This window comes from Vibrio sp. OPT41 (genome assembly GCF_015163595.1).
Classification (GTDB): Bacteria; Pseudomonadota; Gammaproteobacteria; order Enterobacterales; family Vibrionaceae; genus Vibrio; species Vibrio alginolyticus.
In genome coordinates this window covers 58,500-82,499 of sequence record NZ_JADDYH010000030.1, presented here as the reverse complement: position 1 = coordinate 82,499, position 24,000 = coordinate 58,500, and the positions used below count along the sequence as shown (strand labels likewise).

Annotated in this window: 27 protein-coding genes; 15 read left to right on the top strand and 12 right to left on the bottom strand. The window is 46.5% G+C overall.

Translation table 11 applies throughout. The features are described from left to right. Positions 1-495: 495 nt before the first annotated feature. Entirely contained in the window at positions 496-1,044 is a 549-nt protein-coding gene (locus tag IQP38_RS14215) for a gamma carbonic anhydrase family protein (protein ID WP_033906568.1), read from the top strand. 7 nt (positions 1,045-1,051) lie between these two features. Here the strand turns inward: IQP38_RS14215 and IQP38_RS14210 are convergent, their stop codons facing one another. The 4 genes from IQP38_RS14210 to IQP38_RS14195 all read right to left on the bottom strand — a co-directional run bounded on the left by IQP38_RS14210 (position 1,052) and on the right by IQP38_RS14195 (position 3,776). Next, positions 1,052-1,315, bottom strand: a complete 264-nt coding sequence (locus tag IQP38_RS14210) for a DUF1488 domain-containing protein (protein WP_005379090.1) — start codon at positions 1,313-1,315, stop codon at positions 1,052-1,054. A 3-nt stretch (positions 1,316-1,318) separates the two neighbouring features. Continuing rightward, the gene (gene aroE / locus IQP38_RS14205) at positions 1,319-2,152 is read right to left on the bottom strand and encodes a shikimate dehydrogenase (RefSeq protein ID WP_065274968.1); all 834 of its coding nucleotides are present in this window, start codon (positions 2,150-2,152) and stop codon (positions 1,319-1,321) included. Positions 2,153-2,253: 101 nt separating this feature from the next. Then, positions 2,254-3,171: an oxygen-dependent coproporphyrinogen oxidase gene (gene hemF / locus IQP38_RS14200; RefSeq protein WP_065274969.1), complete on the bottom strand. Its 918-nt coding sequence runs from the start codon at positions 3,169-3,171 to the stop codon at positions 2,254-2,256. Between the two features lie 47 nt (positions 3,172-3,218). Next, positions 3,219-3,776 (bottom strand): L-threonylcarbamoyladenylate synthase, encoded by a 558-nt coding sequence (locus tag IQP38_RS14195; RefSeq protein WP_065274970.1) that lies wholly within the window; start codon positions 3,774-3,776, stop codon positions 3,219-3,221. Positions 3,777-3,975: 199 nt separating this feature from the next. Between IQP38_RS14195 and purE the strand changes: the two genes are divergently transcribed. Together purE and IQP38_RS14185 are read left to right on the top strand one after the other, a co-directional pair. Next, entirely contained in the window at positions 3,976-4,461 is a 486-nt protein-coding gene (gene purE / locus IQP38_RS14190) for a 5-(carboxyamino)imidazole ribonucleotide mutase (protein ID WP_005379082.1), read from the top strand. Between the two features lie 4 nt (positions 4,462-4,465). Further along, positions 4,466-5,599, top strand: a complete 1,134-nt coding sequence (locus IQP38_RS14185) for a 5-(carboxyamino)imidazole ribonucleotide synthase (protein ID WP_193837684.1) — start codon at positions 4,466-4,468, stop codon at positions 5,597-5,599. A 65-nt stretch (positions 5,600-5,664) separates the two neighbouring features. Here IQP38_RS14185 and IQP38_RS14180 read toward each other — a convergent pair whose 3' ends face one another. The 4 genes from IQP38_RS14180 to IQP38_RS14165 form a co-directional block, all read right to left on the bottom strand. Continuing rightward, positions 5,665-6,234: a type I DNA topoisomerase gene (locus IQP38_RS14180; RefSeq protein WP_005379078.1), complete on the bottom strand. Its 570-nt coding sequence runs from the start codon at positions 6,232-6,234 to the stop codon at positions 5,665-5,667. A 76-nt stretch (positions 6,235-6,310) separates the two neighbouring features. Beyond that, positions 6,311-6,790, bottom strand: coding sequence for a DUF494 family protein (locus IQP38_RS14175; RefSeq protein WP_005379074.1), 480 nt, complete (start codon positions 6,788-6,790; stop codon positions 6,311-6,313). 2 nt (positions 6,791-6,792) lie between these two features. Further along, positions 6,793-7,902 (bottom strand): DNA-processing protein DprA, encoded by a 1,110-nt coding sequence (gene dprA / locus IQP38_RS14170; RefSeq protein ID WP_193837683.1) that lies wholly within the window; start codon positions 7,900-7,902, stop codon positions 6,793-6,795. Then, positions 7,886-8,980: a LysM peptidoglycan-binding domain-containing protein gene (locus IQP38_RS14165; RefSeq protein WP_193837682.1), complete on the bottom strand. Its 1,095-nt coding sequence runs from the start codon at positions 8,978-8,980 to the stop codon at positions 7,886-7,888. Before IQP38_RS14165 ends, dprA begins: the two co-directional genes overlap by 17 nt. A 138-nt stretch (positions 8,981-9,118) precedes the next feature. Here IQP38_RS14165 and def point away from each other — a divergent pair, with 138 nt between their 5' ends. From def to IQP38_RS14135, 6 genes are all read left to right on the top strand, one after another. Then, positions 9,119-9,637 carry a peptide deformylase gene (def, locus tag IQP38_RS14160; protein WP_005379068.1) on the top strand — a complete coding sequence of 173 codons (519 nt, stop codon included), beginning with the start codon at positions 9,119-9,121 and terminating at the stop codon, positions 9,635-9,637. Between the two features lie 33 nt (positions 9,638-9,670). Beyond that, the gene (gene fmt, locus IQP38_RS14155; RefSeq protein ID WP_017635609.1) at positions 9,671-10,618 is read left to right on the top strand and encodes a methionyl-tRNA formyltransferase; all 948 of its coding nucleotides are present in this window, start codon (positions 9,671-9,673) and stop codon (positions 10,616-10,618) included. Positions 10,619-10,698: 80 nt separating this feature from the next. After that, complete coding sequence (gene rsmB / locus IQP38_RS14150; RefSeq protein ID WP_017635608.1) at positions 10,699-11,982, top strand: 16S rRNA (cytosine(967)-C(5))-methyltransferase RsmB; 1,284 nt, start codon at positions 10,699-10,701, stop codon at positions 11,980-11,982. Between the two features lie 63 nt (positions 11,983-12,045). Next, entirely contained in the window at positions 12,046-13,422 is a 1,377-nt protein-coding gene (gene trkA / locus IQP38_RS14145) for a Trk system potassium transporter TrkA (protein WP_005379062.1), read from the top strand. Between the two features lie 9 nt (positions 13,423-13,431). Further along, on the top strand, positions 13,432-14,877 hold the full coding sequence (locus tag IQP38_RS14140) for a TrkH family potassium uptake protein (protein WP_005386656.1): 1,446 nt from the start codon (positions 13,432-13,434) through the stop codon (positions 14,875-14,877). Positions 14,878-14,903: 26 nt separating this feature from the next. Further along, positions 14,904-15,488 (top strand): DUF3157 family protein, encoded by a 585-nt coding sequence (locus IQP38_RS14135; protein ID WP_005379050.1) that lies wholly within the window; start codon positions 14,904-14,906, stop codon positions 15,486-15,488. A gap of 33 nt (positions 15,489-15,521) precedes the next feature. Here the strand turns inward: IQP38_RS14135 and trhA are convergent, their stop codons facing one another. Together trhA and IQP38_RS14125 are read right to left on the bottom strand one after the other, a co-directional pair. Next, the gene (trhA, locus tag IQP38_RS14130) at positions 15,522-16,175 is read right to left on the bottom strand and encodes a PAQR family membrane homeostasis protein TrhA (RefSeq protein ID WP_005386658.1); all 654 of its coding nucleotides are present in this window, start codon (positions 16,173-16,175) and stop codon (positions 15,522-15,524) included. A gap of 70 nt (positions 16,176-16,245) precedes the next feature. Next, positions 16,246-17,052 carry a sporulation protein gene (locus IQP38_RS14125; RefSeq protein ID WP_017635607.1) on the bottom strand — a complete coding sequence of 269 codons (807 nt, stop codon included), beginning with the start codon at positions 17,050-17,052 and terminating at the stop codon, positions 16,246-16,248. A 296-nt stretch (positions 17,053-17,348) separates the two neighbouring features. Here IQP38_RS14125 and IQP38_RS14120 point away from each other — a divergent pair, with 296 nt between their 5' ends. The 5 genes from IQP38_RS14120 to IQP38_RS14100 all read left to right on the top strand — a co-directional run bounded on the left by IQP38_RS14120 (position 17,349) and on the right by IQP38_RS14100 (position 21,359). Continuing rightward, positions 17,349-17,516: a hypothetical protein gene (locus IQP38_RS14120; RefSeq protein ID WP_005379043.1), complete on the top strand. Its 168-nt coding sequence runs from the start codon at positions 17,349-17,351 to the stop codon at positions 17,514-17,516. 166 nt (positions 17,517-17,682) lie between these two features. Continuing rightward, entirely contained in the window at positions 17,683-17,949 is a 267-nt protein-coding gene (locus IQP38_RS14115) for a YihD family protein (RefSeq protein WP_017821571.1), read from the top strand. Between the two features lie 311 nt (positions 17,950-18,260). Continuing rightward, positions 18,261-19,682 carry a cytochrome c oxidase accessory protein CcoG gene (gene ccoG / locus IQP38_RS14110; RefSeq protein WP_053304040.1) on the top strand — a complete coding sequence of 474 codons (1,422 nt, stop codon included), beginning with the start codon at positions 18,261-18,263 and terminating at the stop codon, positions 19,680-19,682. Between the two features lie 53 nt (positions 19,683-19,735). After that, positions 19,736-20,722: a serine/threonine protein kinase gene (locus IQP38_RS14105; protein ID WP_031777274.1), complete on the top strand. Its 987-nt coding sequence runs from the start codon at positions 19,736-19,738 to the stop codon at positions 20,720-20,722. 34 nt (positions 20,723-20,756) lie between these two features. After that, positions 20,757-21,359 carry a thiol:disulfide interchange protein DsbA/DsbL gene (locus tag IQP38_RS14100; protein ID WP_005379036.1) on the top strand — a complete coding sequence of 201 codons (603 nt, stop codon included), beginning with the start codon at positions 20,757-20,759 and terminating at the stop codon, positions 21,357-21,359. Between the two features lie 46 nt (positions 21,360-21,405). Here the strand turns inward: IQP38_RS14100 and IQP38_RS14095 are convergent, their stop codons facing one another. Next, a complete protein-coding gene (locus tag IQP38_RS14095; protein WP_053304041.1) occupies positions 21,406-22,284 on the bottom strand; it encodes an acyltransferase in 879 nt (292 codons plus the stop codon). A gap of 149 nt (positions 22,285-22,433) precedes the next feature. Between IQP38_RS14095 and IQP38_RS14090 the strand changes: the two genes are divergently transcribed. Further along, the gene (locus IQP38_RS14090) at positions 22,434-23,390 is read left to right on the top strand and encodes a DUF2860 domain-containing protein (protein WP_017635604.1); all 957 of its coding nucleotides are present in this window, start codon (positions 22,434-22,436) and stop codon (positions 23,388-23,390) included. 55 nt (positions 23,391-23,445) lie between these two features. Here IQP38_RS14090 and IQP38_RS26450 read toward each other — a convergent pair. Beyond that, on the bottom strand, positions 23,446-24,000 hold a 555-nt coding region (locus tag IQP38_RS26450; RefSeq protein ID WP_228010071.1), incomplete at its 5' end, for an ATP-binding protein.

Sequence of the window (24,000 nt, the reverse complement as noted above, 5' to 3'; positions counted from 1 at the left end):
CGGCTCAATGAATACTGAACATTACATAAGTAATGTTTGAATTGACTGTGCTGAATCTTTCGATTCAATGGTCACTTCGTATCATTGAAACCTAAATTGTTTCCGAAGAAACTATTTGGATTATCATCAACGAGTGCCCACACAGATTGATAGGTCTATATTGTTAAAGAGCTTTCCTGTTGAGCTTTACTCAAAACAGGACGGCCATTTTAGCGAGTTAAAGTTTAGTGTCAATCACTTTTTTCAAACTTTCTTCAAGCGTTTCTGCTTGGCTAATTTGGCTTGCTAACTTGGCTTCTTACTTTCGAAACTTAAGCTTCAAAGCGTTGCCGTGTCAGCGAGGTGGCATTATAGAGATTGCGATCACATTGGCAAGCCCTTTTTCTCGTTTTTTTTGATTTTTTTATCGTTTGGGTGTTTTTTATTCTAAAAGGCGAGTTTTCACTACTATTCTACCTCCATACACCCTGTAATCGCCCTGAATAAGGAAAAAAGATGAGCTCAATGAGAAGCTACAAAGGTATAAAGCCTGAACTTGGTGAGCGTGTTTACGTTGACCCAACCTCTGTTTTAGTCGGTGATATCCGAATTGGCGATGATTCTAGCATTTGGCCACTGGTAGCAGCGCGAGGTGATGTAAACCACATTCACATTGGTGATCGAACGAATATTCAAGATGGCAGTGTTTTGCATGTCACCCATAAGAACGCCGAAAACCCAAACGGCTACCCATTGATTATTGGTAATGACGTTACGATTGGCCACAAAGTGATGCTGCACGGTTGTCAGATCCACGATCGTGTTTTGGTTGGTATGGGAGCTATTGTTTTAGATGCTGTTGTAATTGAGTCAGAGGTGATGATCGGAGCAGGCAGTTTAGTGCCACCTGGGAAAGTATTAGAAAGTGGCTACTTATATGTTGGAAGCCCAGTAAAACAAGCTCGCCCTCTATCAGAAAAAGAACGAGCTTTCTTGCAAAAGTCTGCCAATAACTATGTGCAGAACAAAAACGACTACTTAAATGAAGTAAAAGACTTGAACTAAAGCCCTGTTAACCGATGATGATATGGCCTTCTTCGTTGAAGGCTTCATCTTCTATTAGCTCTTCAGCCATTTCTTCTAGGTCGAATCGGTAATCAGTAAACACTTTAATTGCCGCTTGCTCAGTTTCAATCAGTGAACCACTGAGCTTTTCTAACTTTTGTTTCGTCACAAAGCACTCTATTAGCGCGCCTGATTGTTGCGCCGAAAAGTTTACCGATTGTGATACTTCATCCCATGATTGAATATCTGGGAATAAGATGGATTGATTCATCGCTTATTGACCTTCAAGGTTCTTTCTTAGTTCTCTGAGAACTTGTTTAGCACCAGGACGTAAGCCACGCCAAAGCATAAAGCTTTCCGCAGCCTGCCCAACTAACATTCCAAGACCGTCATACGCATGAGCGGCACCATTCTCTTTTGCCCATAAGTTAAAGCTCGTCACCCCTTTGCCATAAATCATGTCATAGCTTGTACTGTTAGCGGCAAAGATGGAGGATGAAATAGTCGGCAGTTCACCACTTAGAGAAGCGGATGTGGAGTTAATGATGACATCATACTCTTCATCAATACTTGCCATCTCTTTGGCGCGGATAGGACCGTGAGAGACAAACAGCTCTGCAAGCTCCTGTGCTTTACTAAAGGTACGGTTGGTAATGGTTAAAGAGGTCGGCTTTTGATCGAGTAGTGGCTTAATAACACCACGAGCTGCACCACCAGCGCCAATAATTAGGATTCGCGCGCCTTCCAATACAACCTGATGCTGAAGCAGATCTTGCACTAAACCTGCACCATCAGTGTTGTCACCGATGATTTCACCATCGTCTAACTTCTTGAGGGTATTTACCGCGCCTGCTAACTGAGCCCGTTCTGTCAATCGACTAGCAAATTGATAAGCATCTTCTTTAAATGGCATAGTGATGTTGCACCCCTTGCCACCTTCAGCAAAAAACACCTTCGCCGCGTCAATAAAACCATCAACAGGTGCACTTTCTGCGGTATACACCAAAGATTGATTAGTTTGACGAGCAAACAAGGTGTGAATGAATGGCGACTTACTGTGTCCGATAGGATTACCAAACACGGCATAGCGATCGATTTGCTGGGTCATTTCCTTACCTTTGTTCCTTACTTAGATATAGAGAAAACAGGGCCACCTGATTACAGATGACCCTATCACTATCTATCTATATAGAAAAGGAGATTCCGTGCTTACCACTCTCGTGGCGTTAGGTATCGCTCGTAAAGTTCAGCTTCTGGCGATCCCGCTTCTGGCTCGTAGCAGTACTCCCAGCGAGCGAGCGGCGGCATTGACATCAGAATCGACTCAGTACGCCCACCGCTTTGTAAACCAAATAAGGTACCACGGTCATACACTAAGTTGAACTCTACGTAACGGCCACGACGATATAGTTGGAATTCACGCTCACGCTCACCATACTCGATCTCTTTACGACGAGAAACGATCGGCAAGTAAGCTTGGCAATAGCCTTCACCGACTGCTTTGATGTAAGCAAAACACTTATCAAATTCCCACTGGTTTAGATCATCAAAGAACAAACCGCCAACACCGCGAGTTTCATTACGATGTGGTAGAAAGAAATATTTGTCACACCATGCTTTATGCTCTTGGTAAACATCGTCACCAAATGGCGCACAAAGCAGTTTTGCAGTGTCGTGCCATGATTGGCAATCTTCTTCAAATGGATAGAACGGCGTTAGGTCAAAACCACCACCAAACCACCAAATTGGGTCTTCGCCATCTTTTTCTGCAATAAAGAAGCGGACATTGGCGTGTGAAGTCGGTACATAAGGGTTTTTAGGGTGAATAACCAAAGAAACACCCATCGCTTCAAAACGACGACCCGCTAGCTCTGGACGATGCGCTGTCGCAGATGCTGGCATTTCTTTCCCTTCCACATGCGAGAAGTTCACGCCTCCCTGCTCGAAAACAAGGCCATCACGCAAAACACGTGAGCGACCACCGCCACCCAGACGCTCTCCTTTTTCACGTTGCCATGCATCTTCGACAAAGACGGCCTTTCCATCTTCTTGTTCTAACTGCTGACAAATGGAGTCCTGAAGTGACATCAAGAACTGCTTTACGGCGTGCTTATCGATCGCTGACATACGTTATTACCTATTACGTGAAACCTAATGATGGCTGGCTAGCAGGGTTAACCCTGTCTTAATATTTGTGAAGTTTTGGCGTCACGAATCTCGCTGGGTTTATCACGACCGCTGGTCTCGCCACGAAGAATGGCGACCAGCTTATCCCCCAACTGCTCTTCGACTTCTTCCGTGGTCATACACGGTGGTAAGCCGGAAAGATTCGCGCTGGTAGAGGTTAACGGCTTTCCGAATGCATTACACATTTTTTGCACCAAAGGATGATCAGTCACACGAACCGCAATTGAATCAAACTGCCCTGAAACCCAGTTGGATACTTTATCGCTCGCTGGCATGATCCAAGTGTATGGGCCTGGCCAAGTGGCATGAACAGTCTGTAATTGTTCTCCAGTCAACTGAGATTCATCAATATAAGGCAAGAGCTGATCATAACTTGCCGCGATGAGAATCAGCCCTTTTTCTACCGGACGCTGCTTGAGCTCTAATAGCTTTTGAATTGCTTCTGGGTTATCTGGATCACATCCGACACCAAAAACCCCTTCTGTTGGATAGGCAATCACTTCGCCTTGCTTGAGTGCGTTGAGCACTTGTTCAAAGTTATCCACCGATTACTTCCTATTTGTTTGACTGTGTTGTTTTCACTAAGTGTACAAATATTCATTCTCAGACACTAAAGCAATTTTTTTATAAAATGTATCAATAGCGCCAACAACAAGGCGCAAACGTTTGCTTGAGATAAAAATCCCCGTATAATGCGCACAAATTTATAGCTCACCTAATTTTTGCAGCTTAAAGGAGTTTGAGATGAAAGTCGGTATCATCATGGGTTCTAAATCCGATTGGCCAACCATGAAACTAGCAGCGGACATGCTAGACCAATTTGGCGTGCCTTACGAAACAAAAGTCGTGTCAGCACACCGAACTCCTCAATTACTGGCTGACTACGCTAGTGGCGCAAAAGAACGCGGCATCAAAGTTATCATCGCAGGCGCAGGTGGTGCAGCCCACCTACCAGGTATGGCGGCGGCGTTTACTAGTTTGCCAGTGCTTGGGGTTCCCGTTCAGTCTCGTGCACTGAAAGGTATGGATTCACTGCTTTCTATTGTACAGATGCCAAAGGGAATTGCGGTTGGTACATTGGCGATTGGCGAAGCGGGCGCAGCAAACGCCGGTATCCTAGCAGCGCAAATCCTAGGCACTCATGATGAAAACATCATGGCGAAGGTAGAAGCATTCCGTAATGAGCAAACGGAAACAGTTCTCGCAAATCCAAACCCTGCAGAGGATTAATCAGATGCATGTACTGGTTCTTGGTGCGGGTCAGTTGGCTCGTATGATGTCTCTGGCTGGTGCGCCACTGAATATTCAAATTTCAGCTTACGATGTCACCAACGGTGATGTCGTTCACCCTTTAACTCAACAGGTACTTGGCCATGGTTTGGAAAATGCGATTACGCAAGTTGATGTGATTACTGCCGAGTTCGAGCATATTCCACATGACGTGCTCAAAGTTTGCGAAGCGAGCGGCAAGTTCCTACCAAGTACGCAAGCCATCAAAGCAGGTGGTGATCGCCGTATTGAAAAGGCACTGCTTGATGATGCTGGCGTGCGCAACGCGAAATACTACGTCATTGAAACTCGTGAAGACTTTGACCGCGCAATTGAACACGTTGGTATGCCAATGGTTCTGAAAAGTGCATTGGGTGGTTACGATGGTAAAGGCCAGTGGCGCTTAAAAGAAACTTCTCAAGTCGAAGACATTTGGACTGAGATGGCAGAGTGCATCGCGGCAACACCAACTCAAGCGATTGTTGCTGAAGAGTTTGTTCCTTTTAACCGCGAAGTATCACTGGTTGGTGCTCGCGGTAAAGATGGGAGCGTTGAAGTGTACCCTCTCGCAGAGAACGTCCACACCAATGGTGTATTGAGCCTTTCTACTGCGATTGATGCACCAGAGTTGCAAGAGCAAGCAAAACAGATGTTCACGGCCGTTGCCAACAGCTTGAATTACGTTGGTGTGCTAGCGCTGGAGTTCTTCGATGTTGACGGTACTTTGCTAGTTAATGAAATCGCACCACGCGTACACAACTCTGGTCACTGGACTCAACAGGGTGCAGAAACCTGTCAGTTTGAGAACCACCTACGCGCCGTGTGTGGCATGCCTTTGGGTAGCACTAAGTTGGTTCGTGAAACCTCGATGATTAATATTCTTGGTGAAGATACACTACCAGAAGCATTGCTAGCGATGGATGGTTGCCACATTCATTGGTACGGCAAAGAAAAACGTGCGGGTCGCAAGATGGGCCACATCAACGTCTGTGGTGACTACACTGGCGAACTTAATCGCAAACTTTGTGCATTAGCAGATGTTTTGGATGAACAGACTTTCCCTGCTGTGCATGAATTTGCCAAGCAGTGGCAAGCCTAGAAAAGCAGCAGAATAAATAGCAAAAGGGTCGCACGATGCGACCCTTTTCAATTCCTTTAATTCATTTACCCTTGTTGGGTGTGCTGGCACTTACGGTTGGCACATTGCAATTTCACACCACTGGCAAGTTTCTTCTCCACCAACAGAGTAAAACCACACTCTTCGCATCGCCCCTTGACCGGAGCAAGGTTCACAGCAAATTTGCATTTAGGGTAGTTGTCACATGCGTAGAAGGTTTTACCAAATCGGGTTTTACGTTCAACTAAATGACCTTTACCGCATTCAGGACACGCTTGATGCTCTTGCGACTGTTTTTCTGGCTCTGGTTGATTAATCGACTCAATATGATGGCACGCCGGATAGTTACTGCAACCAACAAACATGCCGTAGCGCCCTTGGCGGAGTACCAACTCATTGCCACACTCAGGACAAGGCACACCCAACTCTTTCACGATGTGTCCATCATTGTTGTGCAGGGCTTTGATGTAATCACAGCTTGGGTAGTGGCTACAGCCAAGAAAGGGACCGTGTTTGCCATGTTTGAGGGTCAGCTCACCACCACATTTTGGACACGGCTCGTGCTCCAAAGCGTGTTCATGGGCAGAGAAAAGGGTGTTGTCGATTTTACTACTCATACTTACCGTTTCGTGAAAAGCACACAAAAAGACAAGCTCGCGTTTATTCTAGTTAAACTCGAACTTGCCCAGATGGTTAGTGAAGAATCCCTTGTTCCTTGGTGTACAACAGCTCTTCCATTAGCGTGTAAGCGTTTTCGTTGCCAGGCACATTAAACAGCACCATCAGAATGATCCATTTGAGGTCTTCAAGCTCAAACTCACTCGTTTCTAATCCCATCACTCGGTCAATCACCATTTCGCGAGTTTCTGTGGTTAACACATTGATTTGCTCGAGAAACAATAGAAATCCTCGGCATTCCAAATCTAAACGCTGCATCTCTTTCGCTGTGTAGATACGAGTTGATGACGAAGCCATGCAAGTCGAGATTGCAGAAGAGGTGTCACTTTGCTGCAATGCGGCAAGCTCTTCTAACCAGACAAGGGCTTTGTAGATATCTTTTTGTTGGAAGCCTGCACGAAGCAACTCTTCTTCCAACTCGTCTTGTTCGACCTGTAACTCTGCATCGCTATGGATGTAGGTTTCGAATAGATACATCAGTATATCCATCATCATAGCTAGCCCCTCCCCTTTCGAATATAGCCACCTGAAACCGCAACGACATGCCCAGAGAGTTCTAACTCTAAGAGCTGCATCATGACTTCTTGGACAGGTATATTGGTCCTGTTTGCAAGAATATCAACCGGTGTAGCTTCACTTCCTACGTTAGCTAACAGCTGAGGAAATGGCAATTCTTCTTCATCATTTAACGTAGAAAATAAATCGGTACTCTGATTAATAGACCAATCAAGCAAGGACTGTATTTCATCTAAGACATCTTTCGTCTTTTCTACGAGGCAAGCGCCATGACGTATCAACTGGTTTCCACCGCAGGCATTGGGGGCATTGATTGACGCTGGCAGAGCAAATACTTCTCGACCTTGCTCAAGCGCGTAACGAGCTGTAATTAACGAGCCGCTCTTTTTCGCCGCCTCGACGACCAGTACACCAAGCGATAATCCACTAATAATACGATTACGACGCGGGAAGTTTTCTGGGTGCGGCTTGGCATTAGGCCGAAACTCAGACACCAAAGCCCCATGTTCAATAACACGTTGCGCTAAACCACGATGACGTGCCGGATAAATATTTTCTAAGCCAGATCCTAGCACCGCAATCGTCTTACCACCCGCTTGCAACGCACCATCATGCGCATGACCATCAATGCCTAAAGCGAGACCACTGGTGACAATAAAATCGTGCTGAACAAACTCTGCAGCAAACTGACGTGCATGCTGTAATCCATCAATACTCGCATTTCGACTGCCAACCATCGCGATTTGTGGCTGAGAGAGACAAGTAGGGTTTCCTTGAACAAAAAGTAGAGGTGGCGGTGCAACGATTTGTTTGAGTTGAGGTGGATAACGCGGGTCAGTCAGTGTCAGGATATGATGATTTGTAGAAGCCTCAAGCCAGCTTAAACAAGCATCGACTTCTTTATCTGTTGAAGCCCAAGCTTGAATTTGCTTAGTTGTTAACCCAAGTTGTTGTAGCTGTTCAGGAGAGAAGTTTACGATTTTACGTGGCGTGTCTCTTGCCAGTAGCTTATTCATTTTGACGCCGCCAATGCCTGGTAAACAACTCAGTTTTAACCAGGCAGCGAGATCATCGTTATTTCGTCGATTCATCGATGGTTAATTCGTCCGCCAACGGTGACACCACCGAAATATCTTGGTTAATGGGTTTCGTACTGTTAGTGATCAGTGCCAAGCTAAAGTACTCATAAGGACGAATGACCAGCAACTCACCAACTTTGCTTTGAGGCAAAGTGATTTTCTTATCAAGCACGCCAAACTCTTTCTTGAACTCATCGCCGTCTTTGTAAACTGGGTGCGCGTCTTCTTTTAAATCAAACACACTGCCTTGCTTGAGATTATCTGACGTGCCTTTATCAATCACCACGACTTGGTTAGTTGAACTAAAGCGAATACCTTCGATATTACCTAGCAACTTTGCAGAACTGCCTTGTGGCGACGGCAGCGGATAGAACGTAGTCGTGAAGTCAGTATTCTCAACCGATTGATTTGGCAACGCGATATCGTTACGTAGGATTTCTTGCATTTGCGATTTAAGCTTCAAACCTGAATAATCACTCGAAGCTTCAACGAGCTCGCCTTTGGCAATCAAACGCAGCGCGGTAATCTCTTCGGACACATCGTCACGCGAAAAGGTAGCTACTGGTCGATAAATAGCCCAACCTGTCGCGGTCTGATTGCCATTGATATACAGCACATCTCCTGCAGTCAGATACTTACTGCCTTTGCTGCTACCCATCACTTTTGCTGCTCTGTTCAACGAATCTTTATCTAGCAACCGATCCGATTTAAGGTAAGGCATCACCAAACCTTCCGCGACCGTTGGTACGGCTTTCTTTTCTGTGATGCGAGCTTTCGGGCTCAGCTTCTTAACCGGTTTTAGGCTCAACACGGGCTGACCGTTAATCCACACCAAAGACAGCTTGTCACCGGGATAAATTAAATGAGGGTTATCGATTTCCGGGTTTACTTGCCATAAACGAGGCCACAACCACGGGCTATCTAAGTACATGGCCGAAATATCCCATAGCGTATCGCCCTTCACAACTACATATGTTTGTGGCGCATCATCTTTAACAGTCAGTGGGTTCGCATCCACATTTGCTACAGCGTTGAAAGAGAAAAGTAACGGCAACGTAACACTGGCAACGTTGCGGAAAATTCGATTCATGACCCTCGTCCTTGGTCTATTAAGCAGGAACCAGAATGGAAATTGGTGCAAGGATGCTGTCATTTAGGCTATAAAATGTCTAGAATTGAGCCAACAAGGTTTGTGCTGTTTCGGCACAGTTCAATATTTCGAGTGAATATGTCTGTATTACAAGTATTAACATTCCCGGATGATCGCCTGCGCACAGTCGCAAAGCCTGTTGAAGCGGTGACACCTGAGATTCAAAAAATCGTCGATGACATGATTGAAACCATGTACGACGAAGAAGGTATTGGCCTTGCTGCAACGCAGGTTGATATCCACAAACGTATCGTAGTGATTGATATTTCAGAAACTCGCGATGAGCCGATGGTGCTAATCAACCCTGAGATTCTGGAAAAGCGTGGCGAAGATGGCATCGAAGAAGGCTGTCTGTCGGTACCAGGTGCGCGCGCACTTGTGCCTCGCGCTGCAGAAGTTACCGTTAAAGCACTGGATCGTGATGGCAAAGAGTTCACCTTTGAAGCCGACGACCTGCTAGCGATTTGTGTTCAACACGAGCTTGATCACTTACAAGGTAAGCTGTTCGTGGATTACCTATCGCCACTGAAACGCAAACGCATTCAGGACAAGCTAGCGAAAATCAAACGCTTTAACGAGAAGCAGCAAAACGCTTAATCTCGAACCATACCAATTAGAAGGAAGTCTACCTTGAGTCAGTCTTTACGAATTGTCTTTGCAGGTACTCCGGATTTCGCCGCCCGTCACTTGGCGGCGTTGTTGTCTTCGGAGCATGAAGTCATCGCGGTTTACACAAACCCAGATCGTCCAGCGGGTCGTGGCAAAAAAATGGCTGCGCCACCGGTAAAACAACTGGCGCTAGAACACAATATCCCGGTTTACCAACCTGAAAGCTTTAAGTCCGACGAAGCGAAACAAGAACTTGCCGATCTGAACGCCGACCTCATGGTTGTCGTGGCGTACGGTATGCTGCTGCCACAAGCGGTTCTTGATACCCCTAAACTGGGTTGTATCAACGTACATGGTTCTATCCTACCTCGTTGGCGTGGTGCGGCTCCAATCCAACGCTCTATTTGGGCGGGCGATGCAGAAACTGGCGTGACCATCATGCAGATGGACATCGGTCTCGACACTGGTGATATGCTGAAGATTGCAACTCTGCCAATCGAAGCGACAGATACCAGCGCTTCAATGTACGAAAAATTGGCTGAGCTTGGTCCAGAAGCCCTGATTGACTGCCTAGTAGACATTGCTGCGGGTAAAGCAGTGCCAGTGAAGCAAGACGATGAGCTAGCGAACTATGCGAAAAAGCTCAGCAAAGAAGAAGCACGCATCAACTGGAACGACGATGCGGCGCACATTGAGCGCTGCGTTCGTGCATTTAACCCATGGCCAATGAGCCACTTTGAGGCGGCAGAAAACAGCATCAAAGTATGGCAAAGCCGTGTGGCAGAGCAAACCAGTGACAAGCCAGCCGGCACCATCGTACAAGCAGATAAAACCGGTATTTATGTTGCGACAGGCAACGGCGTACTGGTGCTAGAGCAACTGCAAGTTCCTGGCAAAAAAGCCATGTCAGTTCAGGATATTCTGAATTCGCGTGCGGCTTGGTTTGAAGTTGGCACTCTGCTGGTTTAAGCCATATTAGGGGTTATCATCCCCAATTATACGAACTTTTAGAGGGCAGAGATGCCCTCCTTTACTTTAAGGTACTCATCATGAATGTTCGCGCTGCGGCTGCTAACGTCCTGTATCTTGTCGTCGACAAGGGCCACTCACTTTCAAGCGCTCTTCCAGCGGCTCAACAAACGGTACGACCTCGTGACCACGCTCTGTTACAAGAGATCTGTTACGGTGCGCTACGTTACCTCCCTCGCCTAGAAATGATCGCAAACCAGTTGATGGATAAGCCGCTCAAAGGCAAACAACGTGTATTCCATCACCTAATTCTGGTTGGTATTTACCAACTGAGCTTCATGCGTATTCCTGCGCACGCAGCAGTTGGTGAAACGGTTGAAGGCACTAAAGAGCTGAAAGGTCCTCGTCTGCGTGGTTTGATTAACGCGGTATTGCGTAACTACCAGCGCAACCAAGAAGAACTCGACCAAATGGCCGTCAGCAACAACGCTGGCAAGTACGGTCACCCAAGCTGGTTACTAAAACTGCTGCAAGAGGCCTACCCACAACAATGGGAAAGCATTGTTGAAGCGAACAACCAAAAAGCACCAATGTGGCTGCGTGTGAACCATCAACACCACACTCGTGATGAATACCTTGCGCTGCTCAAAAATGAAAACATTGATAGCACGCCACACACAGAAGCAATGGACGCCATAAAATTGGCCGCACCATGTGATGTGATGAAGCTACCTGGTTTTGAAATAGGTTGGGTTTCGGTACAAGATGCGGCGGCGCAGCTTTCGATCAACTATCTAAAACCACAAGACGGCGAACGGATTTTAGATTGCTGTGCTGCGCCAGGTGGCAAGACGGCGCACATTCTAGAGCGCACGTCGGGCAGTGAAGTGGTCGCGATTGACTGCGACGACACACGCTTGAAACGTGTGCATGAAAACCTGAAGCGTCTCAACCTTCAGGCAAAAGTGGTTTGCGGTGATGCGCGTAATCCACAAGAATGGTGGCAAGGCGAGCAATTTGATCGCATTTTGCTGGATGCCCCATGTTCTGCGACTGGCGTGATTCGTCGTCACCCAGACATCAAATGGCTACGTCGTGCAGACGACATCGCCGCATTAGCAGAGCTACAGAGTGAAATTTTTGATGCCATGTGGACGCAACTGAAACCCGGCGGCACAATGGTTTACGCGACTTGTTCAATCACACCGCAAGAAAACGTGGAGCAAGTAAAAGCGTTTTTAGCACGTACCGCGGATGCGCAACTGCTGGATTCTGATCCCGACCAGCCTGGTCGTCAAATTCTACCAGGCGAAGAAGATATGGATGGTTTCTACTACGCAGTGCTAACTAAAACACACGCGTAACAGCATGCTAAATAGGGCGATTGGAGTGATTTCAATCGCCTTTTTCAGATACGAGAAAAGAGTATGAAGATCATTATTCTTGGTGCAGGTCAGGTTGGCGGCACACTGGCAGAAAACCTAGTGGGTGAAAACAACGACATCACCATCGTCGACAATAATGCCGACCGACTGCGTGAATTGCAGGACAAATACGACCTGCGTGTGGTCAATGGCCATGCGAGCCACCCAGACGTGCTGCATGAAGCTGGCGCGCAAGACGCCGATATGCTCGTCGCAGTAACCAACACTGATGAAACCAACATGGCTGCCTGTCAGGTCGCGTTCACTCTATTCAATACCCCAAACCGCGTTGCACGTATTCGCTCTCCAGAATACTTGGCAGAAAAAGAAGCCCTGTTTAAATCTGGCGCTATTCCTGTTGATCACCTTATCGCACCAGAAGAACTCGTCACGAGCTACATCGAACGTCTGATCCAATACCCAGGCGCGCTGCAAGTGGTGAGCTTTGCTGAACAGAAAGTCAGCCTAGTGGCGGTGAAAGCCTACTATGGTGGCCCGCTGGTGGGTAATGCGCTGTCTGCTTTGCGTGAGCACATGCCGCACATCGATACCCGTGTGGCGGCTATTTTCCGCCAGGGTCGCCCGATTCGCCCACAAGGTACCACCATCATTGAAGCCGACGATGAAGTGTTCTTCGTTGCAGCAAGTAATCATATTCGCTCAGTGATGAGTGAGCTTCAGCGCCTAGAAAAACCGTACCGCCGCATCATGATTGTTGGCGGGGGTAACATCGGCGCAAGCTTGGCAAAACGCCTAGAGCAAACTTACAGCGTGAAGCTGATTGAGCGTAACTACCAGCGTGCAGAAAAGCTCTCTGAGCAACTAGAAAACACCATCGTGTTCTGCGGTGATGCGGCAGACCAAGAGCTTCTCTCGGAAGAGAACATCGACCAAGTCGACGTCTTCATCGCGCTGACCAACGAAGATGAAACCAACATCATGTCTGCAATGTTGGCAAAACGCATGGGCGCCAAAAAAGTGATGGTGCTGATCCAACGTGGCGCTTATGTAGACCTGGTACAAGGCGGCGTAATTGATGTAGCAATCTCACCTCAGCAAGCCACTATTTCAGCCTTGCTAACGCACGTTCGTCGCGCTGATATCGTAAACGTGTCCTCACTTCGCCGCGGTGCTGCGGAAGCGATTGAAGCCGTCGCTCACGGTGATGAAAGTACATCTAAAGTGGTTGGACGTGCAATTGGAGATATAAAACTTCCACCTGGGACCACCATTGGTGCTATCGTTCGTGGCGAAGAAGTTCTTATTGCCCACGACCGTACGGTCATCGAGCAGGATGACCATGTGGTGATGTTCCTGGTCAACAAAAAATACGTATCAGACGTCGAAGCGCTATTCCAGCCGAGTCCATTCTTCCTCTAGGATTTTCCTATGGTCAACTTACGTCCCGTACTGTTTGTTATCGGGCTAGTTTTATCCAAACTGGCCCTGTTTATGTACGTGCCGACTTTGGTCGCTTTCTTTACCGGTACGGGGGGATTCCTCGATTTCGCCCAAGCCGTTGTGATCACGCACCTTGCCGCCTTCATCTGCCTAACGATAGGTCGAACCGCCAAGTTCAAACTCAGCGTACGCGATATGTTCCTCATCACCAGTTTGGTTTGGACCATCGCGAGTGCGTTTGCCGCCTTGCCATTTGTGTTTATCAACCACATCAGCTTCACCGACGCCTACTTCGAAACGATGTCGGGTATCACCACGACGGGCTCAACGGTGCTCAGTGGCCTAGACAACATGGCGCCGAGCATCTTGCTATGGCGCTCTATTTTACAGTGGCTTGGTGGCATTGGTTTTATCGTGATGGCGGTAGCAGTGTTACCTATGCTGAATGTCGGTGGTATGAAGCTATTCCAAACCGAATCATCAGATTGGTCGGATAAAAGTAGTCCAAGAGCGAAAACGGTCGCCAAAAACATCGTAGCGGTTTATTTAATGCTAACGGGCTTATGTATTTTGGGCTACTTGGTCACTGGCATGAACCTGTTCGAAGCAATCAACCATGCCTTTACTACGCTATCGACGGGTGGATACTCTACATCTGATGGGTCAATGAACCACTTCTCTAATGGCGCACACTGGGTGGCCACTACCTTTATGTTCTTAGGTGGTTTGCCGTTTTTGCTCTTTATCGCCGCGTTACGTAAACGCCGTATTGATGTGTTGGTTAACGACGCTCAAGTTAGAGGATTTGCGTACCTGTTCGTATTCTCAAGCTTAGTGATTTCAGCTTGGTTAGTGATTCGAGATGGGTACACCATTTTGGATGCCCTGCGAGTGTCGATGTTTAATATTGTCTCTGTCGTCACCACAACTGGCTTTGGCTTAGAAGACTTCACCGCATGGGGCGCATTACCCACCACTCTTTTCGCATTCTTAATGATGGCGGGGGCATGCTCAGGATCAACGTCTGGCGGGATCAAAATCTTCCGCTTCCAAATTGCAATGACGCTGCTAAACAAACAAATGATGAAGTTGATTCACCCTTCAGGAGTGTTTGTACAGCGTTATAACCAGCGACCGGTGAATGATGATATTGTTCGCTCAGTGGTGGCATTTGGCTTGATGTTTTTTATCACTATTATCTTTATCGCGGGTTGTTTAAGTGCACTAGGCCTCGACCCTGTGACCAGTATTTCTGGCTCAATCACCGCCGTTGCCAATGTTGGCCCTGGTATGGGCAGTGTGATTGGCCCAACAGGCAACTTCGCGCCTCTGCCCGATACTGCCAAATGGCTCTTAAGCTTTGGGATGTTAATGGGCCGCTTGGAAATTCTGACTATTCTTGTACTGTTCTTTCCTGCGTTTTGGCGCCGCTAAGCAGACTCTAATTAAAAGGTATAACAATGAAAACATGGATTACTCTGGCGACCCTACTTGCCGCCTCATCCACATACGCCGCCGAGGTCATCACTTTAGCTGATGGTCGAGAAGTGAAGTTGAACGATGACTTTACCTGGGAATACGTCATGAAAAAACCGGCGCAGCAAGCGACGGAGACACAAACAACAGCAAGCGTAGTTGAAACAATCGCAGCTCCTGCGATTGCGACAATTCCAGTGGTAACGAAAACCGTTGGCACGACCGTGGTGGTAAACGCCAAAAAGCCAACCATGCAGCTATCAGATTCAGGTGTGGATGTATTGATTGGTTCAGCAAGCTATCAAAGCGGTGAGCTTATTTTACCTACATCAATCACTAACCAAAGCTCTCAATCTGTCATTCAAGTGGAAGTTGAGGTGCAAGTGTTTGATATGTCTGGTCAGCAACTGGCAAAAGAAAACGTGACGGTTTGGCAATCCATCAAGCGCATGGCGGATACCTACCTGCGACCACAGCAAGCGGAACAAGGTAAGAGCATTAAATTGGCTGTACCGCAATCACAGCAATACCAGTTTTCTGCCAAAGTGCTAGAGGTAAAAACTCGCTAATACGTGTTTAATATTCTTTGTTGAGCCTATCGGCTAGATAGGCTCAACAAAGTAATAAATCGCAAAGAAATGGCACACGCAGCCAGCCAAAACAAAGCCGTGCCAAATCGCATGGTTAAAGGGAATGCGCTTCGCGACGTAGAAAATTACCCCTAGTGAATACACAATTCCACCAGCAGCAAGCAGTGTAAGTCCGCCGACATCCAAGTTAATAGCTAATTGATAAATCACAATCAACGATAACCATCCCATCACCAAGTACGTCATCAAAGAAAGCTTTTTAAATCGATAGACGAACGCAACTTTCATGATGATGCCGATCAACGCAATGCTCCAAATAACGATCATCAACCCAAATGCTAGAGGTGTTCTTAAGCTGACTAACAAGAAAGGGGTATAGCTGCCTGCTATCAAAAGATAAATAGCACAGTGGTCGAAGGTTTTTAGCCAACGTTTCGCTTTGGGATAAGGGATCGCATGATAGAGCGTCGAGGCCAAAAATAGCACGATAATACTCGCACCATAAATCGCCATACTGGTAAGCGTTAAAGTGTCAGCTTGATGGTCTATGGCTTTAACTAACAGCAGTATCAAGCCAACAATACCAAAAATCATCCCTATACCGTGGGTGATGGTATTGGCCAGTTCTTCACGTTGACTGTATTGAGGTTTCTGCAGCTCGGACATCAATGCGCCTATACTAGAGTTTGAAATTTGCTCTAGTATGGCACATTAGGCTTACACGTGTAAGCTTAAATTAAGACTCATGAACGGCAGTAGTTTGATCGAGATAATTGAGTACCAGTTCGCCAACTTGATCTGGCTTAGTCGTGGCAGGGATGGTCAGCTCTCGCTTGAGTTTGCCACTACCCAGTAAGCTCGCGAGCATGCCACCTTGCCCCTTGCGTGTGCGGTCAACTTCAAACCATAACTTGAGTTCTTGCTCACTTCGGTGGGCAACAAATTCTAATTCGCGCCACACGCCGTGGTAAGGTCCGTCGGTTGGCACCAGTTCAAACTCTTGCACAAATGGTAGATCGAATCCTTTCACTTCCTCGCATTCCACCTGGCGAATTCGTAAACCTTGCGCTTCAAATGCAGATAGTACCGCATCCATCAGTGGATCAGGTCGAACGGTGAGGATGTCTTTATCAGTCGGATCCAAAGCAGCGGCAACGTCTAAGCCGGTTTCTAACCATACTTTGGCATCACCAATGGTGATAGGCGTGTTCCAAGGCACATCGAGCTTAACATCGAAGGTACGCTCTTCGCCGGAATGGATGGTAAATGCGTAAGGGAGACTCCACTTAGCAAGCACATGAGTTTGAGGTACTCGGCGCATGCTGTGTCCTTCTCGCGCACCACGGTCATCAGGGGCTTCTGCGATGTAGCGGCAACAGAGTTTTAAATCAATGTTGTCGATCGCTTGTTCAGTCGCACCACCATATACATGGATAGACACATCCACACTTTGACCTGGGTATAGCACGTCTTGGTTTAAGATTGAGTCGACGTTCGCGCTCCCAATCCCAAAACTGGCAAGTGTCTTCTTCAAAAATGACATAGGCACCTCCTTCATCGAGATCTCATACTACTACTGCTGATCGTGGGATCAAACAAAAATTGCCTCGAACATCGCGACAAAATGACAAAATCTAAACAATTCAATTGCTCAACTATCGACCAATTATTACAAGGATGCTAATCTTACACTTGATATGCATGCATATCGGTATTCCTGACTCATTAACTGGATTGGCGAGAGCCAGAAGAGTGATTCTTCAATCTTGTTGGAGCCTAGCTCATAATGATTCAGGCCATTACATCGGCAATGGATATGCCTGACAGTTAGGTAAATTAATGCGCCCAACAACAGTCAGGTTCGCACACACTAATACTAGTGCAATGCGCCGCCGCAGTGGCTTTACTACTGCACCAAAGGCAAAGCAAGTTGCGCCAGCAATGACATTGGTTGAGAAGACAGCAATGATGTCGAGTGTTCCGGCCAAAGTTATCAAAGCAGCTTAATCAAAAGCGCGGCGCCAGCTGCGCTTTTTTCTTTGCACGCAACTCATAAAACTTCAAAGACTTAGAACAAACCACGGTGAAAGAGATCGTTTTTCCTATTTGGTCTTAGCAAAGCAATTTGGTACCTTTACTGCTAATTACACCTATAAATTCTGTGGAGAAAGAAATGAAGTGTCATCGCATTGAAGAGCTGCTTGAGCTACTAGAGCCTGAATGGCATAAAGATCAGGAGCTGAACCTATTGCAGTTCATCGTTAAGCTGGCAAAAGAAGCAGGCTATGAAGGAAAGCTAGAAGATCTGACCGACGATGTACTGATCTACCACCTTAAAATGCGTAATAGCAGCAAAGATGAAATGATCCCTGGACTCAAAAAAGACCAAGAGGACGATTTTAAAACGGCGATCCTACGCGCTCGTGGCATCATCAAATAACCAGCTCAACAGCCAGTATTCTTTAAGCGACTCTCTCTGTGAGTCGCTTTTTTATAACCAAAGTTTTTAGTCCCACAATTGGTTATAACTGTTCAGCCAATTATCAGGTTAACTGTACTGATTTTTGTTGTTAAACATTGACTGCGTTAAAGAAAAGGAATTGTTATTGATTGTATAATCGCCGTTCATCAGTATTTACTAAAATAATTATGTCCGGTCATGATTTATGATAAGGACGAAGTAGCAATGTCATCGAGCGACATCAATAGAAATGACGCCGTACATTATAAAAGCCTAAGAAGGATGAGTGCATGAGTCAGGATAAGATCGATATCAAAGATGTGACTCCTAAAACCTACAACCCTAAGACTCATAAAGGGAATGGGGATCGGTTCAACCCAAGTAATCGCATCTATGTACGCGAAAGCAAAGGGACTTACCAGAAACTGCGTCGTTACGGTGGTTGGTTCTTACTGCTTCTCTTCGCTTTGATACCGTGGATCCCTTACGGTGAACGTCAAGCGATCTTGCTCGACATTGGCAACCAGCAGTTCAACTTTTTCGGTACCACATTGTATCCGCAAGATCTTACCCTACTCGCCTTGCTATTTGTGATCGCGGCGTTTGGGTTGTTCTTTATTACCACCTTCTTAGGTCGAGTTTGGTGTGGCTATCTCTGCCCACAAACCGTCTGGACCTTCATGTATATCTGGTTTGAAGAGAAGCTCGAAGGTAGTGCCAATAAACGCCGCAAACAAGACTCCAATAAGCTGACGGCGAATTTAGCGATGCGTAAAACCGTCAAACATATAGCTTGGTTTACCATAGCGCTCGCCACTGGTTTTACTTTTGTTGGCTACTTCGTACCAATGAAGCAATTGGTTATCGACTTTTTCACCTTTAACGCCAACTTCTGGCCCGTCTTTTGGGTAATGTTCTTTGCCATTTGTACTTATGGTAATGCTGGTTGGATGCGTTCCATCATGTGTATTCACATGTGTCCTTACGCGCGCTTCCAGTCTGCCATGTTTGATAAAGACACCTTCATCGTTGGCTACGATGCAAAACGTGGGGAAAAACGTGGCCCACGTCCGCGTAAAGCCGATCCAAAGCAACTTGGTTTGGGTGATTGTATTGATTGTGATTTGTGTGTGCAGGTGTGCCCAACAGGTATCGATATTCGTGACGGCTTGCAGTATGAATGTATCAACTGTGGCGCCTGTATTGATGCGTGTGACAACACCATGGATCGCATGGGCTACGAGAAAGGCCTAATTAGTTACACCACCGAGCACCGCTTATCGGGTAAGAGTACCAAAGTCATGCGTCCGAAGCTGCTGGGCTATGGAGCTGTGCTACTGGTCATGATTGGTCTGTTCTTTGCCCAAATTGCAGCGGTAGACCCAGCAGGCATGAGTGTTATTCGCGACCGTAACCAACTGTTCCGCGTTAATAGCTCGGGAGAAGTAGAAAACACCTACACCCTCAAGGTGATCAACAAAACTCAGCAAGTGCAAGAGTACTCGTTGGATGTTGAAGGGCTATCCGATGTAAGCTGGTATGGTAAGCAGACAATTCAGGTCCAGCCAGGTGAGGTATTGAACCTGCCAATGAGTCTTGGTGCCGACCCTGACAAGCTAAACTCTGCGATTACGACAATTCAGTTTATACTCACCGATAAGAGCAACGAATTCACCATTGAAGTAGAAAGCCGTTTTATTAAAAAACTATAGCGCTACTTCAGTGACTAACGGAAAAAGGCTCAGTAATGAGCCTTTTTGTTTATATGTCCCAAAGTATGTTTAACTTTGACGCCCTTACCCCAGACTTTATGTGGTACGCGTTAGAAAGCATCGGCGTTCGCGCAGAATCAGGCTTTCTTCCCCTCAATAGCTACGAAAACCGTGTTTATCAATTCACTGACGAAGAGCGTCGTCGTTATGTCGTCAAGTTTTACCGTCCTGAACGTTGGAGCAATGAACAGATCCAAGAGGAACACGACTTTACTTTAGAGCTGATTGGCAATGAGATCCCCGTCGCACCACCTGTGCGCATCAACGGTGAAACCCTGCATCACTATCAAGGCTATGCTTTTGCGCTGTTTGATAGCGTGGGTGGTCGCCAATACGAGGTTGACAATTTAGATCAGCTCGAAGGTGTAGGGCGTTTCCTTGGCCGAATCCATAAAGTCGGCAGCCGCCAAGCCTTCCAACATCGTCCTACTATTGGCTTACAAGAATACCTGTATCAACCAAGAGAGATTCTGCAAAACGCCAATATGATTCCAATGCACTTGGAGAACAGCTTCTTCAATGACTTGGATATGCTGATCAAATCAATTGAAAGCCACTGGCAAGAAGGCTTCAATATCATTCGTTTGCATGGCGATTGCCACCCAGGCAATATTTTGTGGCGAGATGGCCCTATGTTTGTTGATTTGGATGACGCTCGTAACGGCCCTGCAGTACAAGACTTATGGATGCTATTGAACGGTGAACGCCAAGACAAACTGATGCAGTTGGATATTGTTTTAGAGGCTTACCAAGAGTTTTGCGACTTTAATCCTGCAGAATTGAAACTAATCGAGCCACTTCGCGGTCTACGAATGGTGCACTATATGGCATGGCTAGCAAAACGTTGGCATGACCCTGCATTTCCTCTCGCTTTTCCATGGTTTAATGAGCCAAAATACTGGGAAGGTCAGGTCCTTGCATTTAAAGAGCAGATCGCCGCTTTAGAAGAAGCACCGCTGTCTTTAATGCCTCAATGGTAAGTCAGGCCAAAAATTCAAAAATGGAGATATTTCGATGAAAAAACTGTTCGCACTGTTTTCTATGCTGATGTTAAGCCTGTCGGCACATGCAGCGCAATTCAAAGAAGGTGAACATTACAAAGTATTGGATCTTGAGGCATCAAAAAAACCTCTTGTGACGGAGTTTTTCTCTTTCTACTGCCCGCACTGTAATAGCTTTGAACCAGTTATCCAGCAACTGAAAAAGCAGTTGCCAGAAGGTACTAAGCTATTAAAAAACCACGTTTCTTTCATGGGTGGCAACATGGGCCCATCAATGAGCAAAGCCTACGCAACGATGGTTGCACTAAAAGTGGAAGACAAAATGGTGCCAGTGATGTTTAACCGCATCCACAATCTAAAGAAAGCACCACGTAATGATGAAGAACTTCGTCAAATCTTCCTTGATGAAGGTGTAGATGCGAAAAAATTCGATTCTGCATTCAAAGGCTTCGCGGTTGATTCAATGGTTCGCCGTATGGACAAGCAATTTGAAAACAGCGGTCTAACCGGCGTTCCTGCGGTTATCGTTAACAACAAATACCTAGTTCAAGCACAAAGCATCAAAACGATGGATGAGTACTTCTCTCTGGTGAACTACTTGCTGACACTAAAATAAGCACATCGATATCAATCAAAAGGGGAGCACGTCGCTCCCCTTTTGTTTATTTGTAAATCTCTTGTAGCAACCGATCTTTTTCTTGCCACACATCCCCCAACCATTGCTGAAATTGTCGCTTATAGGGCTTATCGTTGAAGTAATCACCAAGCACTCTTTCATCAACGGGTAACACATTTACACGCACAACCACCTTGCTCATGCGGCCCATCAATAAATCCTTGAACGGTTTATGCGTATTTTCTGGGTACGCCAACGTAACGTCGATAATGCTCTCGAACTGCTCCCCCATCGCCGCTAACGTGTACGCAATCCCGCCCGACTTTGGTTGCAGCAAATATTGATAGTTTGCTTTACTCTTACGCTGCTTTTCTTCGGTAAATCGGGTTCCTTCGACATAGTTAACCACTGTGGTTGGAGTGTATTTGAATTTAGCGCACGAGCGACGTGTCGTCTCTAAATCTTTACCTCGCTTATGAGGGTTGCGGATCAGATACTCTCGCGAATAGCGACGCATAAATGGCATATCGAGCGCCCAACACGCCATCCCGATGAAAGGCACATACAGCAGTTGTTGCTTGAGGAAAAACTTCGGCATGGGAATACGGTCTTTAAACACGCAGCAAAGCACAACAATATCTGTCCAACTGAGATGGTTACTGATCAGCAGATACCACCCGTCTTTTTTAAGCGCTTCACCGCCCTGAACATCCCACTCAACACGGTTAGATACCGCCAGAATGCACGCATTAACGGTAGCCCATAACCACATCACCTTATTGGCACAAACGGTCGCTAGTGCTTTTAGCTTTACGCCAGGAAGCAATATTTTAAATACAGCGATAACACAAATTGCGAGTGAACAAACCGCAGAATTGAGAATCACAAAAGAAGCGTTAAAAAAAAATAACAAATATGCCAACATGATAGTCAAACAACAGTGATAATGTGTGAAGAATAAAACAGCGTGTAATTATACTGCGCCTTTGCCACATTGGAACATGCGTGGAAATGGTCAGATTTGTTACCGCAACCAATATGTGCACCATTCATTCGACAACAAGGAGATAACGAATGAAACCAAGGCTACTTCTCTTGCCTTTGGCCTTTGTCGTCAGTTCTGCTCAGGCTCAACTCGCTGAAACCGCAGGTTTTGGCGGTGAAATTTCGCTGAATGCCGGATTCATATCATCAGAATCCAATTTCAATACAGAAAATAGTAACACCATCGATTCTCTCGATAAGCGTGCCGATAGTGACAGTTCTGTTATCGCTGCACCGCTAGGGAGTGTGACATACACCTTTGGTAGCCGACTCAACCACCAAGTTTACGCCGGTACCACACGCTCAGATGTCGCGGTAGGTACACTCGCTTTTCAGTTGGGCTATCAACACGAGCTACAATCTGGCACCGTGCTCGATGTTTCCTATCTGCCGACGGTACTCAAAGGCGAAACTTGGCGCAACCCTTATCAAGTAGGAACCGCACGTAAAGAGACGGATGTTGACGGCAATGCATATCGCTTTCAGATCAAAGGGTTAATTGATAGGAACTTCAACCTTGATCTTGCTTATGCTGATAAAGACATCGAGCAGGAGGAAGTGACAGACCGCTCACTTGCTCGCGATGCTAACCTTTACTATGTCAAAGGCGACTATCGCATTCCACTCAACCAAACGTCTATGTTGCAACCCGCTTTCACCTACATCAATCAAGATGCCGACGGTAAGGCGGAATCATTTGATTCATACGGGTTTGACATCAGCTGGTTTAAATTTATCAATCGCCATCGATTGGCTCTCACCGCGGGTTATGCATGGAAAGACTATCAAGGAGCTAGCCAAACTTTTGCTAAAACACGAAATGACGACACCATCAGCCTATTTGCGGCCTACGAATATCAAAACGTATTTGACTGGCAAGACTGGTCGTTCATTTCTTTAGCCGGCTATAGCCAAACTGACTCGAATATCACGTTTTATGAGGAGAAAGAGTACCTATTGTCGCTTGGTCTCAACTACACCTTCTAACGCCCTTCATCGCAACAAGGGGCTTACAACACTTGTTGCGATGACACTTTGCTGTCTATACCGCTTGCGCCGTAAGCTGTTTCAGTAAACGGTCCATCGCTCGATACCCAAGTGCCTCGGCCAAGTGCGTTCGTTCAATTTGCTCCGCCCCATCCAGATCGGCGATTGTTCGCGCCACTTTGATAATACGATGATACGCACGAATCGAAAGCCCTAAACGATGCAAAGCGGTTTCAAGAAACTCAGCATCACTCTTATGCAAGGGACAAAATGCCTCAATTTCTCGACTACCTAGCAGTGCATTGACCTTACCACTGCGGTTTAGCATATTGTTACGCGCATGGCTCACACGCGCTTTTACGATAGCAGTCGGCTCACCGCGATCACCTCCTTCTGCTAATGTCCCTTTGGGCAAAGCTGGGATTTCTAAAGACATATCAAAGCGATCTAACAGTGGTCCAGATAATCGACCAAGGTAGCGCAAAATAGCTTGTGGATTGGTGCGCGCTTGATTGCCTTCGTAATATCCTGTCGGGCTTGGGTTCAATGCTCCAACTAATTGGAAACGAGCCGGAAAGCGTGTTTTACCTTGCGCTCGAGAGATAATGAT

What these genes read in the sequence shown, in the direction of transcription:
- hemF (WP_065274969.1), bottom strand. Translation starts at nt 3,171, where the DNA reads ATGTCAGCGATCGATAAGCACGCCGTAAAGCAGTTCTTGATGTCACTT.
- dprA (WP_193837683.1), bottom strand. Translation starts at nt 7,902, where the DNA reads ATGAATCGACGAAATAACGATGATCTCGCTGCCTGGTTAAAACTGAGT.
- purE (WP_005379082.1), top strand. Translation starts at nt 3,976, where the DNA reads ATGAAAGTCGGTATCATCATGGGTTCTAAATCCGATTGGCCAACCATG.
- IQP38_RS14175 (WP_005379074.1), bottom strand. Translation starts at nt 6,790, where the DNA reads ATGATGATGGATATACTGATGTATCTATTCGAAACCTACATCCATAGC.
- IQP38_RS14125 (WP_017635607.1), bottom strand. Translation starts at nt 17,052, where the DNA reads ATGTCATTTTTGAAGAAGACACTTGCCAGTTTTGGGATTGGGAGCGCG.
- IQP38_RS14115 (WP_017821571.1), top strand. Translation starts at nt 17,683, where the DNA reads ATGAAGTGTCATCGCATTGAAGAGCTGCTTGAGCTACTAGAGCCTGAA.
- ccoG (WP_053304040.1), top strand. Translation starts at nt 18,261, where the DNA reads ATGAGTCAGGATAAGATCGATATCAAAGATGTGACTCCTAAAACCTAC.
- IQP38_RS14210 (WP_005379090.1), bottom strand. Translation starts at nt 1,315, where the DNA reads ATGAATCAATCCATCTTATTCCCAGATATTCAATCATGGGATGAAGTA.
- IQP38_RS14135 (WP_005379050.1), top strand. Translation starts at nt 14,904, where the DNA reads ATGAAAACATGGATTACTCTGGCGACCCTACTTGCCGCCTCATCCACA.
- IQP38_RS14120 (WP_005379043.1), top strand. Translation starts at nt 17,349, where the DNA reads ATGCGCCCAACAACAGTCAGGTTCGCACACACTAATACTAGTGCAATG.
- IQP38_RS14140 (WP_005386656.1), top strand. Translation starts at nt 13,432, where the DNA reads ATGGTCAACTTACGTCCCGTACTGTTTGTTATCGGGCTAGTTTTATCC.
- aroE (WP_065274968.1), bottom strand. Translation starts at nt 2,152, where the DNA reads ATGACCCAGCAAATCGATCGCTATGCCGTGTTTGGTAATCCTATCGGA.
- trhA (WP_005386658.1), bottom strand. Translation starts at nt 16,175, where the DNA reads ATGTCCGAGCTGCAGAAACCTCAATACAGTCAACGTGAAGAACTGGCC.
- IQP38_RS14165 (WP_193837682.1), bottom strand. Translation starts at nt 8,980, where the DNA reads ATGAATCGAATTTTCCGCAACGTTGCCAGTGTTACGTTGCCGTTACTT.
- IQP38_RS14105 (WP_031777274.1), top strand. Translation starts at nt 19,736, where the DNA reads ATGTCCCAAAGTATGTTTAACTTTGACGCCCTTACCCCAGACTTTATG.
- trkA (WP_005379062.1), top strand. Translation starts at nt 12,046, where the DNA reads ATGAAGATCATTATTCTTGGTGCAGGTCAGGTTGGCGGCACACTGGCA.
- IQP38_RS14185 (WP_193837684.1), top strand. Translation starts at nt 4,466, where the DNA reads ATGCATGTACTGGTTCTTGGTGCGGGTCAGTTGGCTCGTATGATGTCT.
- IQP38_RS14100 (WP_005379036.1), top strand. Translation starts at nt 20,757, where the DNA reads ATGAAAAAACTGTTCGCACTGTTTTCTATGCTGATGTTAAGCCTGTCG.
- IQP38_RS14095 (WP_053304041.1), bottom strand. Translation starts at nt 22,284, where the DNA reads ATGTTGGCATATTTGTTATTTTTTTTTAACGCTTCTTTTGTGATTCTC.
- rsmB (WP_017635608.1), top strand. Translation starts at nt 10,699, where the DNA reads ATGAATGTTCGCGCTGCGGCTGCTAACGTCCTGTATCTTGTCGTCGAC.
- def (WP_005379068.1), top strand. Translation starts at nt 9,119, where the DNA reads ATGTCTGTATTACAAGTATTAACATTCCCGGATGATCGCCTGCGCACA.
- IQP38_RS14215 (WP_033906568.1), top strand. Translation starts at nt 496, where the DNA reads ATGAGCTCAATGAGAAGCTACAAAGGTATAAAGCCTGAACTTGGTGAG.
- IQP38_RS14180 (WP_005379078.1), bottom strand. Translation starts at nt 6,234, where the DNA reads ATGAGTAGTAAAATCGACAACACCCTTTTCTCTGCCCATGAACACGCT.
- IQP38_RS14090 (WP_017635604.1), top strand. Translation starts at nt 22,434, where the DNA reads ATGAAACCAAGGCTACTTCTCTTGCCTTTGGCCTTTGTCGTCAGTTCT.